At 34.6% G+C, this 18,386-nt stretch carries 19 protein-coding genes; 3 read left to right on the top strand and 16 right to left on the bottom strand.

What is annotated here, in order from left to right:
• Nucleotides 1-15: 15 nt before the first annotated feature.
• From ABWU69_RS03115 to ABWU69_RS03090, 6 genes are all read right to left on the bottom strand, one after another.
• The gene (locus ABWU69_RS03115; protein WP_265035486.1) at nt 16-3,132 is read right to left on the bottom strand and encodes a DUF3971 domain-containing protein; all 3,117 of its coding nucleotides are present in this window, start codon (nt 3,130-3,132) and stop codon (nt 16-18) included.
• Entirely contained in the window at nt 3,125-3,562 is a 438-nt protein-coding gene (rnhA, locus tag ABWU69_RS03110) for a ribonuclease HI (RefSeq protein WP_265035485.1), read from the bottom strand. Before rnhA ends, ABWU69_RS03115 begins: the two co-directional genes overlap by 8 nt.
• 176 nt (nt 3,563-3,738) lie before the next feature.
• Nucleotides 3,739-4,626, bottom strand: coding sequence for a heme o synthase (locus tag ABWU69_RS03105; protein WP_353285373.1), 888 nt, complete (start codon nt 4,624-4,626; stop codon nt 3,739-3,741).
• Nucleotide 4,627: 1 nt separating this feature from the next.
• Nucleotides 4,628-6,178: a cytochrome c oxidase subunit I gene (gene ctaD, locus ABWU69_RS03100; RefSeq protein WP_265035482.1), complete on the bottom strand. Its 1,551-nt coding sequence runs from the start codon at nt 6,176-6,178 to the stop codon at nt 4,628-4,630.
• Nucleotides 6,179-6,193: 15 nt separating this feature from the next.
• Nucleotides 6,194-6,958, bottom strand: a complete 765-nt coding sequence (coxB, locus tag ABWU69_RS03095; RefSeq protein ID WP_265035481.1) for a cytochrome c oxidase subunit II — start codon at nt 6,956-6,958, stop codon at nt 6,194-6,196.
• Nucleotides 6,959-7,453: 495 nt separating this feature from the next.
• Nucleotides 7,454-7,585 carry a hypothetical protein gene (locus ABWU69_RS03090; protein WP_341812787.1) on the bottom strand — a complete coding sequence of 44 codons (132 nt, stop codon included), beginning with the start codon at nt 7,583-7,585 and terminating at the stop codon, nt 7,454-7,456.
• A 90-nt stretch (nt 7,586-7,675) separates the two neighbouring features.
• On the opposite strand from ABWU69_RS03090, the gene ABWU69_RS03085 reads away from it, so the two are divergent.
• The gene (locus ABWU69_RS03085; protein ID WP_265035480.1) at nt 7,676-7,849 is read left to right on the top strand and encodes a WPE palindromic element domain-containing protein; all 174 of its coding nucleotides are present in this window, start codon (nt 7,676-7,678) and stop codon (nt 7,847-7,849) included.
• A 611-nt stretch (nt 7,850-8,460) separates the two neighbouring features.
• Here ABWU69_RS03085 and ABWU69_RS03080 read toward each other — a convergent pair.
• Nucleotides 8,461-9,981: an HlyD family type I secretion periplasmic adaptor subunit gene (locus tag ABWU69_RS03080; protein WP_265035479.1), complete on the bottom strand. Its 1,521-nt coding sequence runs from the start codon at nt 9,979-9,981 to the stop codon at nt 8,461-8,463.
• A 263-nt stretch (nt 9,982-10,244) separates the two neighbouring features.
• Here ABWU69_RS03080 and fabG point away from each other — a divergent pair, with 263 nt between their 5' ends.
• Together fabG and ABWU69_RS03070 are read left to right on the top strand one after the other, a co-directional pair.
• Entirely contained in the window at nt 10,245-10,979 is a 735-nt protein-coding gene (fabG, locus tag ABWU69_RS03075) for a 3-oxoacyl-[acyl-carrier-protein] reductase (protein WP_265035477.1), read from the top strand.
• Between the two features lie 94 nt (nt 10,980-11,073).
• Nucleotides 11,074-11,403: a TrbC/VirB2 family protein gene (locus ABWU69_RS03070; protein WP_265035475.1), complete on the top strand. Its 330-nt coding sequence runs from the start codon at nt 11,074-11,076 to the stop codon at nt 11,401-11,403.
• A gap of 28 nt (nt 11,404-11,431) precedes the next feature.
• Here ABWU69_RS03070 and ABWU69_RS03065 read toward each other — a convergent pair whose 3' ends face one another.
• The 9 genes from ABWU69_RS03065 to rpsK all read right to left on the bottom strand — a co-directional run bounded on the left by ABWU69_RS03065 (nt 11,432) and on the right by rpsK (nt 18,373).
• On the bottom strand, nt 11,432-12,712 hold the full coding sequence (locus ABWU69_RS03065; protein ID WP_265035473.1) for a M48 family metalloprotease: 1,281 nt from the start codon (nt 12,710-12,712) through the stop codon (nt 11,432-11,434).
• A gap of 71 nt (nt 12,713-12,783) precedes the next feature.
• Nucleotides 12,784-13,437 carry a 3,4-dihydroxy-2-butanone-4-phosphate synthase gene (gene ribB, locus ABWU69_RS03060; RefSeq protein WP_265035471.1) on the bottom strand — a complete coding sequence of 218 codons (654 nt, stop codon included), beginning with the start codon at nt 13,435-13,437 and terminating at the stop codon, nt 12,784-12,786.
• 6 nt (nt 13,438-13,443) lie between these two features.
• Nucleotides 13,444-13,938 (bottom strand): transcription elongation factor GreA, encoded by a 495-nt coding sequence (greA, locus tag ABWU69_RS03055; RefSeq protein WP_265025652.1) that lies wholly within the window; start codon nt 13,936-13,938, stop codon nt 13,444-13,446.
• 9 nt (nt 13,939-13,947) lie between these two features.
• On the bottom strand, nt 13,948-15,489 hold the full coding sequence (atpA, locus tag ABWU69_RS03050; protein ID WP_265035469.1) for a F0F1 ATP synthase subunit alpha: 1,542 nt from the start codon (nt 15,487-15,489) through the stop codon (nt 13,948-13,950).
• Nucleotides 15,486-16,046 (bottom strand): ATP synthase F1 subunit delta, encoded by a 561-nt coding sequence (gene atpH, locus ABWU69_RS03045; RefSeq protein ID WP_265025655.1) that lies wholly within the window; start codon nt 16,044-16,046, stop codon nt 15,486-15,488. Before atpH ends, atpA begins: the two co-directional genes overlap by 4 nt.
• 41 nt (nt 16,047-16,087) lie before the next feature.
• On the bottom strand, nt 16,088-16,438 hold the full coding sequence (locus ABWU69_RS03040) for a YraN family protein (RefSeq protein ID WP_265035468.1): 351 nt from the start codon (nt 16,436-16,438) through the stop codon (nt 16,088-16,090).
• A 23-nt stretch (nt 16,439-16,461) separates the two neighbouring features.
• Nucleotides 16,462-16,890 carry a 50S ribosomal protein L17 gene (gene rplQ / locus ABWU69_RS03035; protein ID WP_007550873.1) on the bottom strand — a complete coding sequence of 143 codons (429 nt, stop codon included), beginning with the start codon at nt 16,888-16,890 and terminating at the stop codon, nt 16,462-16,464.
• Nucleotides 16,891-16,897: 7 nt separating this feature from the next.
• On the bottom strand, nt 16,898-17,965 hold the full coding sequence (locus tag ABWU69_RS03030; protein WP_265035466.1) for a DNA-directed RNA polymerase subunit alpha: 1,068 nt from the start codon (nt 17,963-17,965) through the stop codon (nt 16,898-16,900).
• Nucleotides 17,966-17,986: 21 nt separating this feature from the next.
• Nucleotides 17,987-18,373: a 30S ribosomal protein S11 gene (gene rpsK / locus ABWU69_RS03025; protein ID WP_265025658.1), complete on the bottom strand. Its 387-nt coding sequence runs from the start codon at nt 18,371-18,373 to the stop codon at nt 17,987-17,989.
• Nucleotides 18,374-18,386 lie beyond the last annotated feature (13 nt).

The following is an 18,386-nucleotide window of genomic DNA, read 5'->3' as shown; positions in this document are numbered from 1 at the left end:
CAACTTCTCTTTTGGTCATATCGAACCAAATTTCTTTTTCACGCCACCTTTTAAGCCACTTTTGTTAGTTTTTGTCATAATGCGGTCAAACACTCCCAATAACCTCTTTAATAGGTTTGGAGTTAGCGAAGAGATAAGATCAACAGATACGTTATTGTTTTTGTCATCACCACTTGCTTTATAGTCTATTGAAACGATTCCCCTACTTTTCCCGCCAGTAAGAAGTTTCCCAATTATAGGAATTTTTAACAAAGATTTATTAATTGAATATGCCGGTATTACCTGCCCTTCAACCTGGAATTTATAATCTTTAATATCGAGCTTACCACCAGTGCTAATGCCTAATTCCGCTCCTTCAAGCCAAGATTCTTCAATTTCGACAGAGCCGTCTTTGTATGAGAAAGGTGCATTACATTTATAAAAGTATACACCTTCGTTCTTTATGGCATTTACGATACCAGGCAATGAAGACATCGACAATAAAGTAGTAAGTAGTGGAGCATCTTTGATGTAGAAATTGCTAATGGATAACGTACCATAATGTTCTCCACTTTCTCTCTGAGGAGAGAGATAAAAAGACAATTTGCCGTTTTTAATTGATTTACTAATGCCTAAGGAACGCGAAAGTATACCTGCATTATCCGCATATATTTCGAGCCCTATTCCACTGTATTCCGCTAGTATGTTGCTGCTATCTTCTAGAAACTGTCCTGTAAATTGACTTCCATTGCAATTACCTTTAGTACAGGTTACATTCAGCTTAGCATTTTTGATAACGATGCCTTCTTTCATAATTACATTGTCAACATTCATACTAATCTCTATATCTTTGTTTAATCCATTACTGTTTTTGCCAAGCAAGCCTAAAATATCACTTAAGTTAATTTCCTTACCATAAATAGTTATGGCATTTTTTTCCTTACCTGATTCAATTTCTATACTAAAATCATTATCAGGCAATTTAAAGCTACTAGAATTTAAATATAAATTTCCATTTTCTACTCTTCCGCTGAATTTTATATCTAGGTCATTTCCTACAACATCTAATTTGTCTATTAACAATTCACCTGCTCCTTTTAACCTTGTAGAAAACAAAATTTTATTGTGATCTTCAAAACGATTTTTCCACCCAAAATAACTTGAACGTGATTCAAGCTCTGATAAATCCATATTACCATTAACATGCCCCGTCTTATCTTGATTTATCACCGATTCTATATTTGTATTGACATAGCCACCTATATTTTCATCAAAATTAAGTATTTGAGCGGGTAAATCTCCGGTCAAATTCCAGGCGAAACTTTCATTCCTATTGCTACTTTTCAGGTCAAATAATAGCTGTGTGTTATTCACCATACCACTACCATTTAAATCTATAAAGTCACTGCCAAAACTAAGCTTAATGTCATATTTACCAAGACTTGCATTATAGACGGCCAAATTGTCAATTTCAGAATGAAAATTTGCTGAGAAGTCTACTTTTTTGTCATCAGCATTTAGATTAAAAATGCGAAAATTAAATACAGATTTTGCCATTCCACTTACTTTATCCCTTTCAACCTTCACCACATCATCCAGCTTAAATTTTATAGGCTCATATAAACCATAAGCATCACTTACAGCTTGGCCATTAATGGTTAGAACTGAATTTTCCTTATTGAGAGATTTCATTTCAATATCACCGCCATTAATAGTGAAATTCTGAAACTTAGCGCTATTTGCAGTAATTTTGAGATTGTTATTCTTGAAGGTTAAGTCACCGTTTAATTCCCTTGCTTGCTCAAAATCTTCATCAAATTTTACGCTACCGTTTTCTATATCAGCAACAACTACAATGTCTGACAGATCGTCATCAACCAAATTTTTAATTTTGCCATTGAAACTTACAATGGTATTTAAAACATCCCCATCAATATTATCACAATACCAGCTTTTAAATTTACTATTTACTACACTATCTGGTACATAAGTACATAAATCCTTTGCAGCAAACTTACTAATATTAATTCTAAGCAAAGCATGGCTTGTACTAAAGTTCATTTTGCCTATTAAAGAAAGATACATACCATTTAACTTAAAATGGAAGTTTTTTACACTAATAATTCCATCACTATATGTTAAATTTATATTTACATTAGTTAAGGCCAAATTTTTGTCCAAATAATTTTCTGTATTCAATACGTATATATTTCCATCTACAATTTCATCCTTTTTATTAATTTTCACTGAGAAGCTTCCTTTGAATCCTATATTTTTGTCCAAATTGTAGCTTTTAACTAATGTAGAAAACTCGCTCAATAGTCCCAATTTTAGATCATAAAATGTCCCGTACACATTTAGCAAATTGTTGCGATTTTTTATCGTAATTGATAAATCATCCAAAAATCCCTTTCCATCTTTTGTATTCACATGAATATCTAAAACATTAAAATCTTCCCCCTTCCCTATATATAATTTATCAATAAAAAATTCATCTTCTGTGCTTTTATCAATAGCGATGTTAGTAAATTCAATTTTTGAATCCGCATTTAAGTCAAAAAAAAATTCCCTTATTGTTTTTAATAGATTTTTTGCACTGCTTTCTGTCATCTTGAAATTCTTCCCTGTCATCCCAGTATCTTTTTTTCCTGTCATCCCAGTGCTTGACACTGGGATCCAGGTTTCTTTTTTTCTAGATTCCAGCGTCACGCGCTGGAATGACACCGAAGGAAGGCGGTTATTACTTAAATAATGATTATCCAAAAGGTCTAATGAGTTTTGCGGATTAACATTAGTTTCTTCTCTCTTGATATATACATGCACATTATCAGCTGAAACCTGAGAGAGATTTGTGCTAGCTTTAAATAAGGAACTTAACTTAAAATGTACAAAAAGCTCAGGAACTTTTATAGTAAAATTAGGATTTGCTATTGCTAAATCTGTAATGACTAAATACGCATCTTTCTGCCAAACAACTGAGGTATTCTCCATATTAACGCTTGAGCCAACAAATATTTTTGATATTTTATGTTTAACATAAAAATTAATATAATTAATATTGATTTCTAAAGGACTCTCACCCTTAAAAAAGACAAATAAGCAGAATACAAACAATAGAACTATGGAAAGTGATATAGTAATTTTTTTAAGCATTGATTATTGCTTTTCTTGCTAAACTATCAGCCTCCTCATTATACTTATCGCCACTGTGTGCTTTAACCCACTTCCAATCAATTTCGTGTTGTGAAGCAACGTTGTCTAGCTCTTTCCACAATTCCATATTTTTTACTGATTTTTTATTACTTGTTTTCCAGCCATTCATTTTCCACTTATTTATCCATTCTGTTATGCCATGCTTAACATAAAGACTATCCGTATATAGATTAATATTACAAGAAAATTTCAATACTTTCAGCCCATTGATCACCGCTGTTAACTCCATTTTATTGTTTGTGGTATTTTCTTCTCTACCATAAATGTCTTTTCTATAATCTTGAAATAATATGATAGCTGCCCATCCTCCCGCTCCAGGATTACCAGAACACGCCCCATCCGTGTATATTATCACTTCTTTTTTACTCATCTTTAACTGTAATGAATTAATAAAGTATATAGTTGCTTTTATGAAAGCACAATTTCTAAAGGTAGTTTAAGCTGCACCTTTAAATTTTATTATAGAAACAAAAAAAAGTGTGACAACGAGCATTACCAAAAGGAAAAGTAAAAAATAGTTTTTATGCTTCTGCCGTTCTTTCATAACTAAAATAAATCAATAGAACAAAAAATAATACTGGCGAATAGGGAAAATAGATAAGAAATTGAATAAGAAAACATTTTTTTCTGTGAGCTGTGATTCTTGAACTTCATAACAGATACAGCGTACCAAATAAAAACGCAACCTTCAAAGGTTGCCATGCTTAGATAAAGTAAAGCCTTTTTCAAAAATAGAGCCGGAAGCAAGCTAGTTAGCACCAGCAAAACACTATAAATTAATATATATTTTCTTGTTTTTTCCGGACCATAAACAATATTGAACATTGGAATTGATGCCTTTGCATAGTCTTCAGACTTATTTAAAGATAGGGCCCAAAAGTGTGGTGGAGTCCACATAAAAATTACTAAAAATAAAATGAAACTTTCCCAACTGACAGAATTAGTCACAGCTGCCCAGCCAATCATTGGAGGAAAAGCACCTGCTGCACCACCGATAACGATATTCTGCGGAGTACGCCTTTTTAGCCAAATTGTATATACGAAAACGTAAAACAATATGCTAACTGCAAGCAAAGCAGCAGAAATATAGTTTACTGCTATTGCCATGATAAATACTGATAATATTCCAAGAATTATACCAAATTCAAGCGCGCTTTCTGCAGAAATTCTACCTGAGGGTATAGGGCGGTTTTTTGTCCTTTCCATGAGCAGATCTATGTCTCTGTCATACCACATATTTATAGCACCTGCAGATCCTGAGCCAAGAGCAACACATATAAGAGATATTAGTGCTAGAAAAGGGTGCATACTACCTGGTGCAGTAACCATACCAGCAACTGCAGTAAATACCACAAGATACATTATCCTTGGCTTCAGCAAACGCCAAAAATCCAGTATTGTTGATTCAACATTTAGCAAAATACTTGTGTACATTCTATTTTACCACTGGTGGTTTTTCGAAAGTATGAAAAGGCGGTGGTGAAGATACCGTCCATTCCAAGGTGTCACCTTCCCAAGGATTATCTCCAGCTTTCTTGCCCCATTTAAAGAGATGTATAACTATAAACACAAAAAACATAACTGAAACAAAGGACATATATGAGCCAATTGAGGATATATAATTCCAAGGGATAAACGCATCAGGATAATCAGGTATACGCCTTGGCATACCAGCTAATCCTAAGAAATGTTGAGGTAAAAAAGTGATATTGGTGCTAATAAAAGTAAGCCAAAAGTGGATTTGACCTAAGCGCTCATTATATTGCCTACCCGACATTTTACCAATCCAATAATAAAAGCCAGCAAAAGTTCCAAACAATGCAGCAAGTGACATGACATAATGGAAGTGAGCAACAACATAATAGGTGTCGTGCAGGAGCTTATCTATTCCACCATGAGAGAGAATTATTCCCGTTATGCCACCGCCAACAAACATAAAAATAAAACCTAGTGCAAATAGCATAGGGGTTTTAAACTCAATCGCTCCGCCCCACATAGTTGCAATCCAGCTAAAGACTTTTACACCAGTTATAACACCGATAAAAATTGTGGTAGTACTAAAAAATGCAGCAGCGTCAGCACTAAGCCCAACAGTGAACATATGATGAGCCCAAACCATAAAGCCAAATACTGCTATACCTATCATTGCATAAACCATCCCTATGTAACCAAATACAGGTCTGTGAGAAAAAGTTGATACAACCTGACTTATGATGCCAAATGCAGGAAAAATAATTACGTAAACTTCTGGATGACCAAAAAACCAAAATAGATGTTGAAATAACACAGGATCGCCACCACCGGCAGGATCAAAAAAGGAAGTACCAACATTGCGATCAGTAAGAAGCATAGTTATAGCACCGGCAAGCACTGGTAAGGCAACAATCAACATAAATGCTGTTAACAAGACAGACCAAACAAACAGTGGCATCTTAGTTAATGACATTCCTTTTGCGCGCATGTTAAATATAGTAACTATAAAGTTGATCGCCCCAATAATTGACGACATACCAGCAACATGAAGTGCAAGTATAGCAAGGTCAACTCCTGCACTCGGGTGGGACATAATTTGTGATAAAGGCGGATATAAAGTCCAACCCGTACCTGGACCTTCACCAATAAACACTGAGAGAATGAGCAAAATAAAAGATGACACTAATAACCAAAAACTTAAATTATTCATACGAGGAAATGCCATATCTGGTGCGCCAATCATGAGAGGTACAAACCAGTTACCAAATCCTCCCATGAGGGCTGGCATTATCATAAAAAACACCATTATCAACGCATGCCCTGTAACCATTACGTTATATAATTGATAATTATTGTTAAGTATATTAATGTGCATTAGCTGAGTGCGAATAATCACCGATAATAATCCACCAATAATTCCAGCTAATATGGAAAAAATAATGTACAGTGTCCCTATGTCTTTATGATTAGTGGAAAACAACCAACGCTTTATGCCCTTTGGTACATCACTCATATCTATACTCCAAATTTAACTCACTAATTTTCTATTTTCGATCCACTTATTAAAATCTTCTTTGCTTACTGCTTCAACAACAATTGGCATAAATCCATGGCCTAGACCACACAATTCGTAGCACTGCCCATAATAAACACCTGGCTTTTTGACATTAAACCACGCCTCATTCAGCCTACCTGGTATCGCATCAATTTTTACACCGAAAGCTGGTACTCCCCAGCTGTGTATCACATCTCCTGCTGTAACTTGTAAACGAACGTTAGCATTAACGGGTAAAACGATGTTATTATCAACAGAGAATAGCTTTAAATCTCCTTCGATAAAGTCTTTTTCTCCCTTAATATAACTATCAAACGACACGCCTTGATATTCTGGATATTGGTAGCTCCAATACCATTGATGGCCAATAATTTTCAGTGTTATATCAGCTTTCGGTATTTCTTCCTGTAGCTTCAGTAATTTAGCGTTTTCAAAGGCTAATATTCCAACAATAATCGTTGGTATAACAAACCAAACAATTTCTAAAAGGACATTGTGATTAGTTTGGCTTACGTTTGCCACTTTGCTTTTACGAAAGCGAAATACTACATAAGCAAGCAGCGCCCACACAAAAAGCATTATTGCAACCATCACAACCATCACAAACGAATGTGACCTAACTACAGCCTCCATTACTTCAGTTGCAGGAGCAGGAAATCCAAATTGCCAGGAAGTAGGAGCAGAGGCAACAGATATATTTGAGTAAAATATTATCAATAGTGCAAGTAACTTCACCATATCTTTTGTTTGTTTGCTATAAAACTAAATGATATACTGTATAATAGTATATATAAACTTACTATGCAAATAGAGATTAGTGATGGTTAATAATTTTTTAGCATTCAACAAGTATAATAGTACAATACTAATTTGAGGAAAAAAGCATTTACATAAATCTATTGTAAGTAAAAATATTATAATATTTTAAATTAAGTATTTACTTTAAGTAAATTCTATAATAAGTTTAATAGTGTCTGTTACTGCTAATAACCCTCTAGCCTCACACCTAAAAGCAGTAACAGACACTATTAAACTTTATGACAAGTTTATAATCTGTAAGATCAAAATCTTACAAGTGTCTTTATCTCATTATACATTGCAGTTTGTTAATTAACTTTTAATGCCTATGGTAGCATTTACTGGACCAAAGGTTTATGCATTATAGAAAATAATTATAAAAAACACACTATTTGTATACCATACAAACTTTTTTCATTCTGCATAGCTGAGTTACTAGATTTTGTAAACGAAATCTTTAGAGAAGCCAAATGGGCAAAGTTTCATGAAGGTCTTTCGCCAAAACAAGGCAAAATACGCTAAAATTCCTGATTTCACCCAAAATCTTAGCATAGATCCCGCTAACAAGTAGCGGGATGACGAAGTTATCGTCATGCCGCCGCGAACCGTCATACCGTCACGGTATCTCTCAGCCGCTAACAAGCAGCGGGATGACGATTGTCAGGGTGTCATCCAAGTAGCCTCTTTCTTGTCATCCCAGTGCCCAGACACTGGGATCCAGAAAACTTAATTTTAACCAAGTGGCTGCATAATAAAGACTGGATCCCAGACTGGAATGACACCCTACTTAACCGTCATACCGCGATTCATTCGCGGTATCTCAGCCGCTAACAAGAGATCCCGCTAACAAGCAGCGGGATTGACGGTTGTCGTTTAGCCATAAATATTAAGAAATTTACCAAACAAAAAAAAGGCAAAAGAAGCCCCGTGGTGGTTGGCTATTTACTATGTACTAAAATATCGGCGTTTTTTTTATTCTAAAACGCTTGATTAAGAGCGATTTAGCTGCTTTTAACTTGCAACTAACCTACACCGCAAGTGTTTAAGAAATTTACTAAGCAGGAAAAAAGGCAAAGAAACCCCGTAGTAGCTAGCATTCAAATTCTCCCTTGTCAATTTGACGTTTTTTGCTGTCTTAAACGCTTTGTAAGCGCGTTTCGGCTTGTATAGGTAAAAACCCAGAAATTTTTAAAGACATGCGATGCACGTAGTGCGAAAAATTAAACATGAGACGCCAAATACCCTAAGTTTTTTGTCATTAACCTGCACAGATTGCGAAGATAAATAAATAGCTTCAGTTTCATGATAAGGGGGCTGGCGGAGTTTGTAAAGCAATTTTTCGTTTCTATTGAATGACACTGGGAGGTAGTGCAAGAAGCCTATTGTCTAACTATATACCTAAATTTTATTACGGCACTTTCACTACTACTTTAACGAGTGAGCTACCTTTCTATAAAAGACCTATCGACTGTTGCAATTATAGGCGTAAACAAGAATGATAAAAGAGTACGGGATTGAGTAACTATGTACACTTCTGCTGGCATACCAGGGTATAGGTATACATTTTTAAACTGAGCAAGCTCTGACTTTGGTATCACCACGCGCACTGAATAATAACGCCCTAGTCTTGGATCATCAAGAGCGTCAGGAGAAATATGGCTTACTATACCACTAATTAAACTTAAACGACGTGCACTGTAAGCACTTAACCGGACTTTAACCTTTAGTCCTTCTAGCCCATCAATAGAGACTATGTTGCTATCTTTCTTTTGTGCTGACAGTACCTCTTCTATGTTTCTGGTCTGAATTTTAGCATCTATTATTAAGTCATCATCCGATGGCACTACGCTCATGATCGGAACTCCAGATTGTATAACACCACCTTCAGTATGGTATCTTATATCTGTAACTATCCCATCTTGAGGGGATTTAATTATTGTACGTGCCAGTGAATCTTCAGCAACCATCAGCCTCTCTTTCAAGTCTGCAATAGACGTACTAACTTCCTTAAGTTCAGCGTTTGCTCTTTCTTGAGAATCATTTTTTACGTTTATAATTTCTAATTCGTTCTCTCCAATTTTTTGCTGCACTTGAGATATTGCAGAACGGTAATGTCCAACTCTGCCTTCAATTTCAGCAAACTGTTTTTCTAAAGCTAAAATGTGTGGTTTGCTTATATGGCCACTATCAAGTAATTGTCTTTTTGTTTCCAACTCCTCAGTTACCAAGTCATATTGCTTATGAGCTGCATTTAGTTGAAAGTTTAGCCCCGCTAATTCATCATTTAACTGCTTTATACGTTGTTGCAGTATGTCTGTTTTTCCCAATATGCTCTTTCTCTGAGAGTTGAACAACTTTACTTGATTCTTTATCGCTTTATTTACAAGTTCATCGTGAGATAATTTTTTAACCTCATCAGGAAACTCGAGCGTGTCCAAATCTACTCTGATTGCAAGAAGCCTTGCTTCTGTTGCTAAAAATGATAAGAGCTTCTCTTTGATAATACTTAAATTCGCCTTCTCGTTAACATCACTCAACAAAACTAGAGGCTCATCTTTTTTAACTGCTTGGCTCTCTTTTACTAAAATTTTGCTTATTATTCCTCCGCCCAAGTGTTGAACTATTTTCCTATTTGAAGATACAATAACTTCTCCACTTGCATGCACCGCACCGTCAATTGGAGCTATAGCCGACCAAATACCGCCTATTCCAAAAAAGATGAGTATCACTATCAGACCAAAAGATAGTGGCCCCCATGTTACTTTCAGGACTTCATTTACGTTATTACTTTCGCGTTTTAAAATAAAATTTATCACTGCATCAATCAATGCAAACGTCTTATCCAAAAATTTTGGGTACTTCTTCTTTTTATTTTTTGCTCCTTGCATATTTATATTATCACTATGGCCAATCAAGCCTGTCAAAGAAAATCCAGCGCTAAGCTTTTTTAACTTACTTATCATAATACTACTGTGAATTTGTGTTAACTCAAGATAACACACAAAAACAAAGAATCTATAATTTAAGCATTCCATTTAGACTGTAGAGCACCAGAATAAACTATTTAGTAACAATTCCTGCAACTATGTTTTTAAAATTTTTTGACGTTTAACTTTATTATAACTTTTTCTTTATTTTGTGAATATCTGAGTTACTTATATTATGTAAGAAATCTATTGCCAACCAGTCAATATTCTGTTAGGAATTAAGATAATATAAAGTTATTATGTTTAAATTGGAAAGCAGAAAGTTCCTGATCACTGGCGCATCAGGCGGAATAGGGCAAGCAATTGTAAAAATTATGCACAAAGCCGGAGCAACTTTATGTATTTCTGGCACAAAAAAAGAAGTGCTCGAAGAAGTTGCTAAACAATATGAAAAAAATATGCATATACTCCCTTGTGACTTATCAAATGCTGAGGAAGTAAATCAACTAGTAAATAGAGCAAGTGAGTTGATGGAAGGCTTTGACGGGCTTGTATGCAATGCGGGCATTACGCGAGACAGTTTATTATTGAGGATGACAGATGAAGCATGGCAAAAAGTAATTGATATTAACTTGAGCTCTACATTTAAGCTGAGTAGAGAAGCATGCAGGAAACTAATTAAGAATAATTGGGGAAGAATTATAAATATTTCCTCAATAATAGGGCTGACAGGAAACGCCGGGCAAGCAAATTATGCAGCGTCTAAAGCTGGAATAATAGCTATGAGCAAATCTATAGCAAAAGAAGTTGCAAGTCGTAATATAACAGTAAATTGTATTGCTCCTGGGTTTATAGATACTAAAATGACTGAAGTTTTAAATGAAGTACAAAAGGGAAAAATATTAGATAATATTCCAATGAAAAGAATGGGAACAGGGGAAGAAATAGCAGCAGGGGTCTTATTTTTAGCAAGTGATGAAGCAAAATATATAACAGGGCATGTGCTTAACATTAATGGTGGGTTATTTATGTAGCAACACTTATGTATGGACAAATTATAATTTTTACTTTAAAATAAAAATATGTGTAGGTTTAGGTTTGCGTTAGTTTATTATTTAGAGGCAAAAAATGAGCTCTATAATGGAATTTTTTAGTGTTTTTTGTGTAGTATTGCTTTTCTCTTTCTCAGGTTATGCAGCTGACCCTGATATGGATGATACAACTGAAGTAATATGCAATATTATTGGTTATGTTTGGGGAATAGGCGGTCCACTTATGACGGTAGTAATAATTGGTGCAGCTTTGCTTGCAATATTTGGCAGGATGCCGTGGCCAGCTCTCTTTGCTCTAGGCATGTTCTGTGGTGTATTTTTTGGCGCTAAGACGATTATAATGAAAGTTATGCCCAACGTAAGCAATGAAGCAAAAGCTATGTTGGAAAAGTGTGGACAAAAATAACCCATAAAAGTGCAGAAATGCTTTTTTGTTATCCATTAAATCGTTTCATATCTTCAACTTGCAACAAATAAGGGCTATCTTTTGGTAGAGTTTTAACAGCTAGCTCAGCATATTTTGTAAATTGCTTTAAATCACCTTCAATACAAGCCTTTTTTGTCAAGGCAAAATAATGCATTGCCGTATCAGCTTCACATTTATATGCAATGCTTAAATATTTCCAGACAAAGGCGTTATTTGGTTCTACATTCAAAATCTGCTCCAGGTAAAAAATCGCCTTTTTTGCATCACCGTGTAATAATAAAGTATGAGATAATGCGAGTTTTACTAAATAACTATTCTTCTCAGATAAATACCTAAGCGATTCTTCATACATTTTTATTGCTTCACTTAAATTTCCAGCCTTGTATAGCATTTCTGCTTTTAATTCATATAGGTATGAGTCATTGCGTGATTCTTGAATCAATGAATTAACTTTAGCTATAGCCTCTTCTATCTTTCCTTGCCTATAGTAAACTATAGCATTTACATACTCAGAATTACCTTCATATTTATTAGATAACACATGAATAGGAGTAAAGAAAGAGTCTAGCTTTGCAACCACACGCTCAAACTTTAGTAATTTATCCGCAAAAATTGGTTTTACATTGTTTTTAACCTTATAATTTTGCACAGCAAATATGCGTTTATCACTAAGTGGGTGAGTGCGGAAATATTCCTCGGTGTTCTCATGCTCAATACTTTTAAAATAGTCAAAAATCTCTTTCATACCTGAATTATCATAGCCAGATTCATCAAGATATCTTAAAGCATAGCTATCTGCTACACTTTCTTGCTCTTGAGAATAGTTAAAAAACAGCCTTGAACTAAGCGCTACACCACTAAGCAAAATTGCACCAGCAATCTGAGGATTAATGATAATACTAGAAACTAATCCTACCATATAACTAATCATTGCTATTGATTGAAAATAACCCATAGCACCACTCATTTGCAATATATGACCAGCAGATATATGAGCAATTTCATGTGCTAATATACCAAGCAGAACATAAGGTTTAGCCGAATATTGTAAAAGCCCTAAATGAATGAAAATACTATTATTGTTAATTACGAAAGCGTTAATCGAATTATCATTAATTATAAAAACCTTCATTCGGTCACTATCAACATCCGCAGCAGAAAATAAAGGTTGCGCTAGCTCTTTCACTATTGCTTCCACTTCACTATCTCTAATAATGTTAATAGAGTAAGCATTATTATAATATGCAAAAAAGAACAATAAAGTCAAAAACTTAGCAATTTTAAACATGAAAATTCTGTATTTGTACAACTTACAGGAATTTTATATTTTAACACTTAAATTATACAAATTTATAAACGCTAGTTTGATTTTTTGACGTAACTGATAAGTTTGTCGATGGTGGTTAACTTAATTTTATGATGTTCAGCAAATTCAAGCAGCTCAGGTAAGCGCATCATAGAGCCATCATCATTCACTAATTCACACCCTACAGCTGCATGATTAAAGCCAACTAACTTTGCTATTTCAACACTTGCTTCAGTATGACCATTGCGTGCTAAAACCCCACCATCATTTGCAATAATAGGAAAAACATGCCCAGGAGTAATAATATCATCTTTAGTACTCTTTTCATCAATAGCGGTAAGTATCGTATGCGTTCTATCATGAGCAGAAACACCTGTTGTAATGCCATAACGCGCATCAATTGACGTAGTAAATGCAGTATGAGGAGTAAGCTTTTCATCCACATTACTTCTTCTCATAAACTCAAGATTTAGTTTATTCATATGAAGCTTTGTCATAGCTAAAAACACAATGCCAGTACCGTACCTAACCATAAAAGCCATATGTTCTGGTTTTACTTTTTCAGCTAAGACAACCAAATCACCTTCATTCTCTCTATTTTCATCATCAACTAAAATGAATAATTTACCGGAACGAGCATCCTCTAATACATCTTCCACAGAAGAAATGCCGGGTAGACTCATTGAAGCATAAGTGGCCTGTACCATAATAATTTACTTAAATTCAATCTTAACTATTTTATACAATTTCTCTCCATTTGGCACTGTCACTTCCACATATTCACCGACTTTTTTGCCGATTAAGGCACTCCCGAGTGGTGAACTAGTAGATATTAACTGCTTTGAAACATCAGCTTCATATTCGCCTACAACCTTATAAACATATTCCACTTCACCGTTATTATCACTTAACATGCTTAATGTCACAGTTGCACCAAACATTACTGAATCACCAGACAAATTTTTTACTTCTATTACTTCCGCATGTGAGAGCTTACTTTCTATCTCCATTATACGGCCTTCAATAAAACCTAACCTTTCCCGTGCTGCATGATACTCTGCGTTTTCAGACAAATCACCTTGATCACGAGCATCAGAAATAGCCTGTATCACAGAAGGTTTTTCTTCCTTTAATTTTTCAAGTTCGGCTTGCATATTCTCAAAACCTTTACTCGTTATAGGAAATTTATTAATAATGGATGAAGCCATAATCACCACCTAAACGCAATTAAATTGAGTAACGAAATTACTCACAATGTTAAAAATATCACCTTTTATATCATCACTCATGTCATTTGACAACTTTTTTAAAACCCCAGGATGCACAGTATGAAAATAATTAATAAGATCATGTTCAAATTTATTAATGTAACTTATTTGTATTTTACTTAACTGATTATACAGGTTAGAAAAAATATACATCAGCACTACTTGCTCTTCTATTGACATAGGTAAATGTTGTTTTTGCTTTAATAACTCGACAAGATATTTACCCTTATTCAAGGATAATTGAACACTAGCATCAAGATCAGAACCAAATTTTGCGAAATCTTCCAATTCTCTATACTGAGCTAAGCTTAGCTTAATAGAACCAGCAACTTTCTTCACAGACTTTAGTTGTGCAGCAGAACCAACCCGTGAAACTGACAAACCTATATTTACTGCAGGTCGAAATCCTTTATAAAATAATTCAGACTCAAGAAAGATCTGCCCATCGGTAATTGAAATAACATTTGTTGGCACATATGCAGATACATCACCAGCTTGAGTTTCGACAATTGGCAAAGCAGTTAAAGACCCCTGCCCTTTTTTATCAGACATTTTAGCAGCTCTTTCAAGCAAGCGAGAATGTACATAGAATATATCTCCAGGGTAAGCTTCACGACCAGGAGGACGTCTGAGCAATAAAGACATCTGCCTATATGCCACAGCATGCTTAGATAAATCATCATATACAATCAAACAATGCATTCCATTGTCACGGAAAAATTCCCCAATAGTGCAACCAGCATAAGGTGCTAAAAATTGCATAGGCGCGCAGTCAGATGCACTAGCCACAACTACAGTTGTATACTCTAATGCTCCGCTTTCTTTCAGCTTATTTACCACTTTTGCTACTGTTGAAATTTTTTGTCCAATAGCAACATAAACACAGTAAACTTTTTGATTTTCGTTTACCTCATCGTTAATCTTTTTCTGATTGATAATAGTATCAAGCGCAATAGTAGTTTTACCAATTTGTCTATCACCAATAATTAATTCACGCTGCCCTCTACCTATTGGAATTAGCAAATCTATAATTTTAATTCCTGTTTGCAGTGGCTCATGCACAGACTTACGATCAATAATGCCTGGCGCTTTAGATTCTATATCCATTCTGTTTTTGGCTCTAATTTCCCCACCGTCGTCTATAGGATGGCCCAACGCATTTACAACTCTCCCTAACAATTCATGCCCTATAGGCACCTGCACAACATCACCACTACATTTTACAACGTCCCCTTCTTTCACATCACGGTCATTACCAAGTACAACTATTCCAGCCGTATCATGATCTAAATCAAGAACTATTCCTTCTACACCGCTTGCAAAAAATACCTTTTCACCGAATTTTGCTTTTTCCAGTCCATAAACCAATGCGATACCATCTGTTACTGAAATTACTTCACCTATATTTTCCCGCTTTATAGGATTATCAAACGTCTCAACCTTTTCTCTTATTATACTTGCTATCTCAGAGACATTCATACTGTTCTTCATACAAAATTCCTTACTTTTAATATTTCCATTTTACTTAATTCAACTAACCTATCCAAGCAACTTTTTAGCGAAGCATCGATCAAATTAAAACCATACCTAACTACGAAGCCACCTAGTATAGAAGGGTCAACCACATTGCTTACTTTTATTATTTTACCAAGAAAGCTCAAAGATTCAGTAATTATTTTTATATCAGATTCCTTTAAAGTTTCTGCTGACTTTATAGTAATCTCGAATTCATTTTCATTTTCTCTTGCAAGACTTAAGAATTTTTCTAATATAAGGATCAATAAACTAGAGCGTTTATTTGCAAATATAACCATAATAAATTTTACTAAATTCTCACTCAAGTGCTCATTTATAGAAAGCATCACTTCTTTTTTGTGTGCAAAAGAAATCATAGGATGAGATAGGTACACAAAAACATCACGTTGATCCTTAAAAAAAGCCAACAAAAATTCTACTTCTTTCCTTATAATACCTAACCTGCTTCCTGAGACATGAAACAGCACTCTAGCGTAAGATGAAACTAAATTATTGTATTGGGTCTTTTTCATATTAAATCCAGTAAATCTAAATTAATTCAGCTACAAATCTTTCATTCTTCAATCCAAGCATTTTTTATATAAACAGGTCTTCTCTTTAAGGAAAGAAAATATAAATCATATCTGACTGAATAATCTAAAAAACTAAGGTTTTTACTTAAGAAATACTTAGAAGAATTTATAATAGAATGACATTGAAGATGAGATATCGGTATTTCTTTTCCAAGTAAACTTGTTTTAACTTCTATAAAAATCAGCTCCTTTTTTTTAGATACAATTAAGTCAATTTCACCGAACTTACAACGGTAACGGCGTTTTATAACATTATACCATTTCAGTTTTAAATATACTAAAACTAATAACTCGCCAAAGTAACCTACAAAGTAGCGTAACCTACTTACCATAAGAAGAACAATTATGATAACAATTAACTTTGTGTAACTACTTTGCCTCCTTCTTTATTTTTACTATAAACCTTACCTCTTGCTGCAATATCCCTATCAACCAGTTCTATCACTGCCATTGAAGCGCAATCACCCTTTCGAGTGCTAAATTTTATTATTCTAGAATACCCACCTTTACGATCTTGATAACGGCTGGCTAAGACGTTTAATAACTTATCAACTGCTAACTTACTATTATGAAGGCGTGAAAGCAAAAGTCTTCTACCATGTAAAGTATTCTTATTCTTAGCAATTGTAATAAACTTTTCGACATATGGACGAAGTTCCTTAGCTTTTGGTAAAGTAGTTACAATCTGCTCATGGTTAATTAATGAGATAGATAGATTCTTTAACGTCGATAATCTATGTTCAGTGCAACGAGATAGTTTACGTTTTTTTATTCCATGTTTCATATATCACCTAATCTTCATCAGTATGTTGTTTAGCCAACTCATCTATATCCTTAGGCGGCCAATTTAGCACATTCATACCCAAAGACAAGCCAAAATTAGCCAAAACTGCCTTAATCTCATTCAAAGACTTTCTGCCAAAATTAGCAGTTCTTAACATTTCACCTTCTGTCTTTTGCACAAGATCACCTATATAAGTGATATTTTCGTTTTTCAGACAGTTATGAGATCTGACAGATAATTCCATTTCATCTACCTTACGCAATAAGACAGGGTCATAACCCAAATCTTTAGCACCACTAGACGAAGAAACCTGCGATTTTTTATAACTTACATCAGAACTAATAAAGGGCTGAAGTTGCTCCTGCAATATTCTTGCAGCAGAGTCAACAGCTTGACTCGGAGAGATTGTACCATCAGTTTCAATTGACAATATCAGCTTATCCTTATCAGTCACTTGGCCAACACGACTGTTCTCTACCCTGTACGAAACCCTGTTGACAGGGCTATACAAAGCATTAACTGGAATAAAGCCAATTAAATCCTGTTCACTCATAAGCTTCAAAAGTTCATTTTCTTTATACTTAATTACAGGAAGATAACCTTTTCCGCTAGCCACATATATGGTCATGTTAAGCTCTACATTTTGCCCCAGCGTACATATTAATAAATCTTTATTAACAATAGAGCATTGATCATCAGTTTCTATCATCCCAGCTAATACCTGGCAAGGCCCTTTAGCGTTTAAATTTAAGCATTTATTAGAAGCACCATTTAATTTACACCTCAACATGCCCATATTTAATACTATATCAGTTACGTCTTCTCTCACCCCTTGAACTGAAGTAAACTCATGAGTTACACCTTCAATTTTTATTCCATAAACAGCACTACCTTTAAGAGAAGATAACATTACACGTCTTAATGCATTACCTAATGTTAAAGCAAAACCACTTTCCAACGGTTCTAGCACTATATCACTTTTTTCACTGGAATCATCTGATATTACCTTAACTGAACTAGGTTTAATCAATTTATCTAAATTGCTACAGAGAGAAACATCATTATTATAATACATAAAACAACCTTTTCAAATATCCTATACTCTTCTTTTTTTTCTTAACCTGCACCCATTATGAGGAATTGCGGTTTTATCTGCAATTGAAGTCACAGTCAACCCACAGCTCTGAAGTGCTTTAACCGCAGCTTCGGTACCAAAGCCAGGACCACGAATTATTACAGAGACAACCTTCATACCAAATCTCTCCATTGCCTTCTTCGCAGCAGCCTCCGCAGCCTTACCTGCAGCATAAGGTGTGGATTTTCTCGAACCTGAAAAACCACATGCACCCACAGAAGTTTGACATAGCGTATTACCATGAACATCAGTTACATTTACAAAAGTATTATTAAAAGTTGCACGAATATGAACAACACCAGTAATAAACTCTTTTGTACTCTTACCAACCGTTTTGACTTTTTTCATTAAAACTCACAAT

This window comes from Wolbachia endosymbiont (group A) of Beris morrisii (assembly GCF_964028185.1).
In the GTDB taxonomy this organism is placed as follows: domain Bacteria; phylum Pseudomonadota; class Alphaproteobacteria; order Rickettsiales; family Anaplasmataceae; genus Wolbachia.
The sequence above is the reverse complement of the archived record's forward strand: the minus strand, read 5'-3'. Positions and strand labels throughout refer to the sequence as shown.